This is a genomic window from Marinobacter sp. (assembly GCF_033722195.1).
Lineage (GTDB): Bacteria > Pseudomonadota > Gammaproteobacteria > Pseudomonadales > Oleiphilaceae > Marinobacter.
The window spans coordinates 1-8,291 of record NZ_JAWVZL010000115.1 but is presented as its reverse complement, the minus strand read 5'-3'; the positions used below and the strand labels follow the sequence as shown (position 1 = coordinate 8,291).

The window sequence follows — 8,291 nt, the reverse complement described above, 5'->3', positions numbered from 1 at the left end:
TCAGCAGGGTGACTGCCAGGGTGGTGGCGATCACGGCGCCAAGGCTGCGGCGGGTGGTTTCCTCAGCGGTCAGTGCCGACCGCCCCCGCCAGGCACGGCTCGCCGCCAGCATAGCCAGCCACAGCAGAAAAGCGACACCACCCCAGCGCAGCACTTCCAGCGCCGACGGCACCGCCGCCAGGGCAGCCGACACCCCCAGCATGCCGGCGGTGAACAGCAGCGCATCACTGCTCATACACAGGACCGCTGACCACCAGTGGTGCTCCCGTCGGAAAGCCTGGCCCAGAAGATAGGCATTCTGGGCGCCAATGGCGACGATGATGCCGCCGCAGACCACGAACCCGGTGATGTAACTCTGGAACATCCTCACTCTCCTCGATCAGGGCGGCCAGATTAGCCCGGATTGGCTATACTTAAAAATCATATCGCTAATGGTGCATCAGATTTTCTTATGCTCGACTACAAACTGCTGGAAGCCCTGGTGACGGTGATCGAAACCGGTGGTTTTGAGCGCGCCGGCCTGGCCCTGGGGCTGTCCCAGTCGGCGGTATCGCAGCGCATCAAACTGCTGGAGGCCCGGCTCGGTCAGCCGGTATTGACCCGCAGTCCCAACCCCCAGGCCACGCCCGCCGGCCAGCGCCTCCTGAACCATGTCCAGCAGGTGCAGCTGATGGAGCGGGACCTGCAGCGTCAGATCCCGGCTTTGTCGAGCCAGCGCGGCCGGCTTCGGATCGCCCTCAACGCCGACAGCCTGGCAACCTGGTGGGGCCAGGCCATTGGGGCCTTCTGCCAGGCCGAGGGACTGCTGCTGGATCTGGTGGTGGAGGATCAGGACGTGGGCCTGAAACGGATGCGGGAGGGTGATGTGGCGGCCTGCCTGTGCAGCAGCGAGCAGCCGGTGGCCGGCGCCCGCTGCCTGGCGCTGGGACAGATGACCTACCGCCCGCTGGCACGCCCGGATTACATCGAACGTCATTTCGGGGACGGCATCAGCGCCGCCGCCTTCCGCGAGGCACCTGCCATCGTGTTCGGCCCCAACGACCAACTCCAGCACCGGCTGCTGTCCCAGTGCGGCTATCACGGCCGTTTTCCCTATCACCTGTGCCCTTCTTCCGAAGGCTTCGTGCGGCTGGCGCTGGCCGGTATCGGCTACGGCATGATTCCCGACCTGCAGGCACGGCTGGTGGACACTGACGGCGTGCTGGTGAGCCTGGTGCCGGAACAGACCGTGACGGTGCCGCTCTACTGGCACTACTGGCGCCACGGGGGCGACTTCATGGAACGACTGGCAGACGCCCTACTGCAGGCGGGCAGAGCCCACCTGCAGTAGGCCGGATCAGGCGGAGTGGGGTCGGTAGCCCAGCCGGAAGCCACCCCAGTGCTTGCCGCGCACATACACCGGCACCGACAGGTCGTGCATGATCTCACCGGTGTCCCGGCGGTAGGTCTGCAGCAGCATGTCCTGGGTGTGACTGCCACAGCGCGCGCCGGTGCGGTCGTTGAACAGACGCTTACTCCGGCTTTTCACCAGGTCTACCTTGGGGTCGCCGGTGGGGCGATGGGCGAAGTCCCGGTTGTGGGTGGGCACATAGCCGTCCGGCGCGGTCAGGATGGCGTAGACCATGGCCTTGTGGGCCGCCTTCACCGGCTCCTGGATCGGCGGCAGGTTGTCGTCGGTGAAGCGGTCGTAGCCACTGCTGTATTTCTGCGGGCTGGTGTTGGGAATCGGCTGGCGGGTCTTGTCGAACAGCTGCGACTCCGTCAGGCGGCCCTCCGACAGCGCCTGCTCGAACAGCTCGCCGATACGGTCGGCACCGGCCCGGGCCTGCTGGTAGAAGAACTTGTGGTAAGAGGCATCGCTGCTGAGGGCGAAGGTGGCGTTGGTGTCCTCCGCCAGCTCCATCAGCCGGGCCGCCTGGCTGGCCAGGGATTTGACGTTGGTGTCGCTCTCCGACAACGCCTCGTGCATGACTTCGATGGCCTGGTACATCTGCTCCAGACTCTGCTCGTTCTGCTTGTCACCCTCGGCGATGCCCGCCACCTGCTGCTGGACCTGGTCGGACTGGGCCTGGATCTCACCCAGACGACCACCCACACCTTCCACAGACTGCAGGCCTTCCTCCACGCTCTCCGCCAGTTTGTGGATGCGGGACACGATCACGCCGGTGTCGGTACGGATGGCCTGCAGGGTATCGGCAACCTCACCGGTGGCCTGGGCGGTACGACCGGCCAGCTGGCGCACCTCATCGGCCACCACCGCGAAACCACGGCCCTGGTCACCGGCCCGGGCCGCCTCGATGGCGGCATTCAGGGCCAGCAGGTTGGTCTGCTCGGCAATGCCCTGGATAACAGCGGTGACGCTCTGGATTTTTTCCGACTTGCCGTTGAGCTCCTGGATCAGGCCCAGGGTCTCGCTGGACTGCTGATGCACCAGGCGGATGTTGTCGATGGCCGCCGCCAGGGCGGTCTTGCCCTCCTGGCTCATCTGGCTGGCCTGGCGGGCAGTACTGCTGGCCACTTCCGCCTGCTGGGCGGAATCCCGCACGGTGCCGGTGATCCTTCCGACATAGTCGGTGATCTGGGCCGCCTCGCTGACCTGCTGGTCCAGCTTCAGTTTGAGCTGGTCGGCGGCATAGGACACCTCCGCCGCCGAGATGGCATTGGCATCGGCGCCCTTGGTGAGGGCATCCACCAGCACGCGGCCGCTGTTGGCATCCGCCAGCAGTTTGGGGATGCGCGCGGCGACAGCATTGCCCTCGCCCGCCTTGCCGTTTTCCAGCTCCGCCAGCGCCCGGTCCACCGGCTCCAGCGCGCGCAGGATGAGGTAGCCTCCGGCAGCCGCCATGCCCACCACCAAGCCAATCAGAATGGATACCCCGTCAAGCCCCAACAGTGGCGCCACGGCGACCCCCAGAACCGCGAGCACCAGACCCGCAATGCTCCCCCACAAAGCCACCCCCGGTGAGAGTAACCCCATGCCTGCCTCCAGATACTTCAGTTGTTGTTGCCTTTCTTATTAGCGGCAATCTTTTGCACCCTTTTTTTATTCGGGGAGCCCTTTATGAACCCCAGACCATCCTATGCAATAAATCGGCCCGCCGAACTGCTACTTTAGTCAGCGTTAACATGTATTTTGGATTACCCATAAAAAAGGCGCCCCTTGGGGCGCCTGGAAGACCAACCGGTGTATCAGGTCAGGTTCAACTGCCGATAACGCCGCCGTCGTCCTTGGTGACGATGACCGTGGCGCAGCGGGGCCGCTCCACAGACGCATCCGGCCAGAAGGCATCCGGGTGCTGGATGTTGACGAACATGGTTTTCTGGTCCGGCGTGGAGGTCACCCCTGTCACCTCGCAGCCTACCGGGCCCACCAGGAAACGCTTGATTTCACGGGTGTCCGGGTCCGCGGCCAGCATCATGTTGTTCTGGTAGGGAGCAGCGTCGGAGCCGTCGGTCTGGATCCACAGCCGCCCTGAGGCGTCAAACCAGAGTCCGTCAGGGCTGTTGAACAGGTTGTCCTCGGTGAGCGACACCACGGCATCACCATCAACCACCGTCTCGGTGCCGGCCTCACCCGCAAACACGAAGATATCCCATTCAAATGTGGTGGCGGCGTAGTCATTACCCGCTTCCGTCCAACGGATGATGTGACCGTTGGGGTTCGGCCCAAGCGGGTTGGCGGCATTGACCTCGTCGGCCGCCCGGCGGCTGTTGTTGGTGAGGGTGAAGTAGACCTCGCCACTCTTCGGGTTGATGGCGCCCCATTCCGGGCGGTCCATCGGCGTGGCCCCCAGGGCGTCGGCGGCGGCGCGGGTATTGAGCAGAATGTCCGCCTGTGTGGTCCAGGCCTCAAGGCCCGGCTCACCCACTTTCAGGGCCTTCCACTGACCGGAACCGTTGTCGTTGAACACGGCCACGTAGAGGGTGCCCTGGTTGAGCAGATAGCCCCCAGCGGTAGCGGCATAATAGGGCTGGTCGCTGACAAACTTGTAGATGTACTCGAAGCGGGAATCGTCACCGGAATAGCAGACCACCGGCTCGCCCTCGGTAACCGGCGCGAATATCACGCCTTCATGGCCAAAGCGGCCAAGGGCGGTGCGTTTCTGGGGCTTGACTTCCGGCGTGAAGGGGTCGATTTCCACCATGTAGCCAAAGGTGTTTGGCTCATTGCGGTAGTCGTCAAGGGCCGTGGCACCCATCTGACTGGCATTGAAGCGGACGTACTCGTCCTCGCCGCCATCGGCGGTCTCCCAGTAATAGCGGCCATTGTCATCTTGTACGCCGTAACGGGCGTGCTCAGGGGGCTGCGGGGAGTCCGTGTTGACGAAATAGCCGGCCCAGTTCTCCTCGGCGGCCAGGTAGGTGCCCCAGGGGGTGGCGCCCATCGAGCAGTTGTTAAGGGTACCGCGGGTTCTGGTGCCGTCCGGGCTGAACCTGGTCTTGACCTTGTCACTGCCGCGAACCGGGCCTCGAATGTCCATCTCGGTTTGCCCGGTGATACGGCGGTTGAAGGGGCTGCCGAACACCACTTCCCAGCTGCCACTGGCCTGCTGGCGGATATGGATGACGCTGACACCATGGGCCGCCACTTCCTTGCGCACTTCGGCACTGGGACGCACTACCGGCGTAAGGTCGGCGCCCGTGGGGCCATCAGGATGAAGCCACTGCGGGTTGATGTACTCATGGTTCATCACCAGCAGGCCTTCGGTGGAGCTGTTGCCGCCCTGTTTCAGGTCGATGGGGAAGAAGTGCATGCCGTCGTGGTTATCGCCCACCTGCTGCTCCTGGTCTTCGCCGGTGTTACTGCCGTCAGCCAGGTAAGCGGGGTAGGAGCCGCTGATCGGCGTGCCCCAGGGCACGAAGGTGGTGGATGAGTAGCCCTCAGGAACCACGATCTGGTTGGCGCTGGAGGTGGGCACCGCCCGGAAGCCCAGGGTGGGCTGGGCCTGGGGCGTGCCAGCAGAGCCACTGCTGCTGTCACTGCCGCAGCCGGCCAGGGAAAGGCCCATCAGGCTGGCCAGGCCCGCGCCAACGCTGCCTTTCATCAGGGTACGGCGACCCATGCGGGCCGCCAGAACATTCTCGAAACTTCTGTTGTTCGAGGGGTTGGTCACCGGCTCGAAGTTGGGGTCCAGATCAATTGGGCGAACTGAGGTCTTGTCCATGTCTCTGTCTCTCTCGTGGCTTCATCGTCATTGATGAGTTTTTAAGAGAGCTCAGTATCTGGCGCTTATTTTTCAGTTCGTTGACTGTACCTTTGCAAACCGGTGAACGGTTGGTGACAGCCCCCGCGTCAGCGCGTAGGCATGCCCTCGAGGAAACGGCTTACAATCCTGGCAATGCGCTCACGGGATAGGATATCCAGTTCCACCTCGCTGAAATGGGGGGTCTCGCCGAATTTCAGCAGGCGTTCGCCGGAGGTCATGCGCAGACGGAATTGCCCGGAGGCTACCGGCTCGATGAGATCGGTGATCTGGCCGGAGGGCCGCAGCTCGATGCGCAGGGTCAGATCCGCCTGCTTCGAAACTTCCCGGTAGCCCAGGGCCTGCATCTGGCGAATGGACTCGTCTTCGAATAGCCGCAGCACATCGGTCTGGCCCGGTACCGGTCGGACCTCGGTGGTAAAGCTGGTGGCGCTGTCGGGAATGGCCTGGTCAGGACCCTGCAGCCAGATCAGGGGTTCAGGGCTGGTGGCACAGCCGGTGATGAGAACGCACAGCATCATGACAATACCAAGGAACTGGGACTGCCGGCGTTGCGGTGGTGCCGGGAACAGGGATGAGAGGGAATCTGCGGCCATGGTTTACTCCGGGATGATCGAGCAATCGTTCACCGGAGAATTACACAATTCACCCCGTCCGGTCGACAGAGGATGCCCACCGGACGGGTTAACGGCCATCAGTTATTGGTAGTCTCCTCGGCAGCTTCCTCCATGGAATCACCGGCCTCCTCGACCGCTTCACCCATTTCGTCACCGACCTCCTCCATGGTCTCGCCGGCCTGCTCCATGGCGCCTTCCTGCTGGCCGGTTACGTCTTCGTAGGTCTCCTCGGTGGCACTGGCGGCGTCTTCCGCCATTTCCTCGGCGTTGTCCGCGGCCTGCTCCATGTCGACGCCTTCGGATTCGTTGTCACTGCAACCCGCCAGCCCCAGGGTCAGTAGCAGTGCCAGAGCGCTCAGCGTTAACTTGTTCATGGTGTATTTCCTTATGTTGTGTGTTGAGACGGTAACCACGGCACACAGTCTACGGCCGGCCATCGCCACCCACAATAAACGGGAAGTTACATTTTCTTTAACAAGGACAAGGCGTTAGATCACCGGAGATGGCGGCATCTCAGGCGGCACCGGCGCCGGTCACGACCTGGCCGTTGACGGAGAACAGGTGGTCCAGACGCACCAGCTGGCCGCGGCCGAGCAACACGAAGGATTCACCGGCCCGGACGAACAGGTCCCGGAGCACGTCGTGGACCTGCTGGACCTGGCCGGCTTCGTCCCGGTAGACCACTTCGCTGATTTCGCCCGCCGACACCAGGCGGGCCAGCAGCTGTTCGGTGGCAATGCTGACGGGCTGGTAACCGTTGCTCATGGCAGTCCCTTGCGCTGGTGGTTGAGAGCCTGGAAGGCATTTCAACAGTCTGGTTCAGGGCGGGAGATTGCGCCAGTCCACGGAATCAATCCGGGGACCGGCGTCTTGTAGCAGGTTTGCGGCGGGTCAGAACCAGTCGCTCTGCATGGCCAGGCAGGTGTCGTCGCGGCTTTCCAGCAGCACGATGTCCTGGGCCACGGTGGGCAGCTCCCAGTGGAAGAAATACTGGGCCGCCTGCAACTTGCCCTGGTAGAAATTGCGGTCCCGCTCAGTGGCGGCGGACACCAGCGCTTTCTCCGCCACATTGGCCTGACGCAGCCACATCCAGGCGACGGTGATATGACCGAACAGGTGCAGGTAACAGGACGCATTGGCCAGCACCCGGTCCGGATTCTCCTTCATCAGCGCCTTGCCCAGGGCCTGTGTGACCTGGACCGCTCGCTGCAGCGTCTCGCTCAGCGACAGCGCCCACTGCTGGCCCCGGGGCGAGGTGGCGGCTTCCAGGTCCACCTGCATGGCCTGCATCAGCAGCTGCAGACCATGGCTCTGGTCCTGCCAGACCTTGCGGCCCAGCAGGTCAAGGGCCTGGATACCATTGGTGCCCTCGTGGATGGGGTTGAGGCGGTTGTCCCGCCAGCACTGCTCCACCGGGTATTCCCGGGTGTAGCCGGCGCCACCGTAAACCTGGATCGCCAGGTCGTTGGCTTTGGGACCGTACTCCGACGGCCAGGCCTTCATGATGGGGGTCAGCAGGTCCAGAAGCTTGCCGGCGGCTTCCCGCTTGGCGGGGTCCGGATGACTGTGCTGGTCGTCCACCAGACGGGCACCGTAGAGACACAGCGCCAGGCCGCCCTCCACATAGGATTTCTGGGCCAGCAGCATGCGCCGCACATCGGCGTGCTCGATGATGGCCACCGGCGGCGAGGCCGGGTCGCGCTCTGAGGGCTTGCGGCCCTGGCGGCGGTCACGGGCGTAATCCAGGCTGTGGAGATAGCCCCGATAACCGATCACGGCGGCACCGAAACCCACCCCCAGACGCGCTTCATTCATCATCTGGAACATGTACTTGAGGCCCTGGTGCGGCTCCCCCACCAGGTAGCCGTGGCAGGGGGCGTCATCGCCGAAACTCAGCGCGGTGGAGGTGGTACCCCGGTAGCCCAGCTTGTGGATCAGACCCGCCAGGGCGACACCGTTGCGCTCGGTGAGCCGGCCGTCGTCGTCGCTGAGGAACTTGGGCACGATGAACAGGGAGATACCCTTGACCCCTGCCGGCGCGCCCTTGATCTTGGCCAGCACCATATGAACGATGTTCTCGGTGATGGACTGCTCACCGCCGGAAATGTAGATCTTGGCGCCCTTGATAAGGTAGTGACCCGCCTCGGTCGGCGTTGCGGAGGTGCGGATGTCCGCCAGTGATGAGCCGGCATGGGGCTCGGTGAGCGCCATGGTGCCGGCGTATTTGCCCGACAGCATGGGCATCAGGTACTTCGACTGCTGCTGCTCGGAGCCGAAAATACGGATCAGGTTCGCCGCTGCGGTGGTCAGAAAGGGGTAACCTGCCGTGCCCGGATTGGCCGCAGTGAAAAAACCATTGCAGGCGGCCATGACTGTTTCGGGAAGCTGCATGCCACCAAGATCATAATCGTAACGGCCAGCGAGAAAACCTGCTTCGGCGTAGGCATCAAAGGCCTCTTTGACCTCTGGC

8 protein-coding genes are annotated in these 8,291 nt (G+C 63.5%); 1 reads left to right on the top strand and 7 read right to left on the bottom strand.

Annotated elements, in window-relative coordinates; genetic code table 11:
• On the bottom strand, positions 1-364 hold a 364-nt coding region (locus R3280_RS14720; protein WP_318999370.1), incomplete at its 3' end, for a LysE/ArgO family amino acid transporter.
• Positions 365-451: 87 nt separating this feature from the next.
• Here R3280_RS14720 and R3280_RS14715 point away from each other — a divergent pair.
• Complete coding sequence (locus R3280_RS14715) at positions 452-1,330, top strand: LysR family transcriptional regulator ArgP (protein WP_318999369.1); 879 nt, start codon at positions 452-454, stop codon at positions 1,328-1,330.
• Between the two features lie 6 nt (positions 1,331-1,336).
• On the opposite strand, the gene R3280_RS14710 is transcribed toward R3280_RS14715, so the two are convergent.
• The 6 genes from R3280_RS14710 to R3280_RS14685 form a co-directional block, all read right to left on the bottom strand.
• Positions 1,337-2,977 (bottom strand): methyl-accepting chemotaxis protein, encoded by a 1,641-nt coding sequence (locus R3280_RS14710; RefSeq protein ID WP_318999368.1) that lies wholly within the window; start codon positions 2,975-2,977, stop codon positions 1,337-1,339.
• 223 nt (positions 2,978-3,200) lie between these two features.
• On the bottom strand, positions 3,201-5,165 hold the full coding sequence (locus R3280_RS14705; RefSeq protein ID WP_318999367.1) for a PhoX family phosphatase: 1,965 nt from the start codon (positions 5,163-5,165) through the stop codon (positions 3,201-3,203).
• A gap of 128 nt (positions 5,166-5,293) precedes the next feature.
• A complete protein-coding gene (locus tag R3280_RS14700) occupies positions 5,294-5,800 on the bottom strand; it encodes a hypothetical protein (protein ID WP_318999366.1) in 507 nt (168 codons plus the stop codon).
• A gap of 98 nt (positions 5,801-5,898) precedes the next feature.
• A complete protein-coding gene (locus tag R3280_RS14695) occupies positions 5,899-6,195 on the bottom strand; it encodes a hypothetical protein (protein WP_318999365.1) in 297 nt (98 codons plus the stop codon).
• Between the two features lie 139 nt (positions 6,196-6,334).
• A complete protein-coding gene (locus tag R3280_RS14690; RefSeq protein WP_318999364.1) occupies positions 6,335-6,586 on the bottom strand; it encodes a hypothetical protein in 252 nt (83 codons plus the stop codon).
• Between the two features lie 126 nt (positions 6,587-6,712).
• Positions 6,713-8,291 (bottom strand): acyl-CoA dehydrogenase (locus tag R3280_RS14685; protein WP_318999363.1); only part of this gene is annotated, 1,579 nt, incomplete at its 5' end.

What these genes read in the sequence shown, in the direction of transcription:
- R3280_RS14700 (WP_318999366.1), bottom strand. Translation starts at nt 5,800, where the DNA reads ATGGCCGCAGATTCCCTCTCATCCCTGTTCCCGGCACCACCGCAACGC.
- R3280_RS14695 (WP_318999365.1), bottom strand. Translation starts at nt 6,195, where the DNA reads ATGAACAAGTTAACGCTGAGCGCTCTGGCACTGCTACTGACCCTGGGG.
- R3280_RS14715 (WP_318999369.1), top strand. Translation starts at nt 452, where the DNA reads ATGCTCGACTACAAACTGCTGGAAGCCCTGGTGACGGTGATCGAAACC.
- R3280_RS14710 (WP_318999368.1), bottom strand. Translation starts at nt 2,977, where the DNA reads ATGGGGTTACTCTCACCGGGGGTGGCTTTGTGGGGGAGCATTGCGGGT.
- R3280_RS14705 (WP_318999367.1), bottom strand. Translation starts at nt 5,165, where the DNA reads ATGGACAAGACCTCAGTTCGCCCAATTGATCTGGACCCCAACTTCGAG.
- R3280_RS14690 (WP_318999364.1), bottom strand. Translation starts at nt 6,586, where the DNA reads ATGAGCAACGGTTACCAGCCCGTCAGCATTGCCACCGAACAGCTGCTG.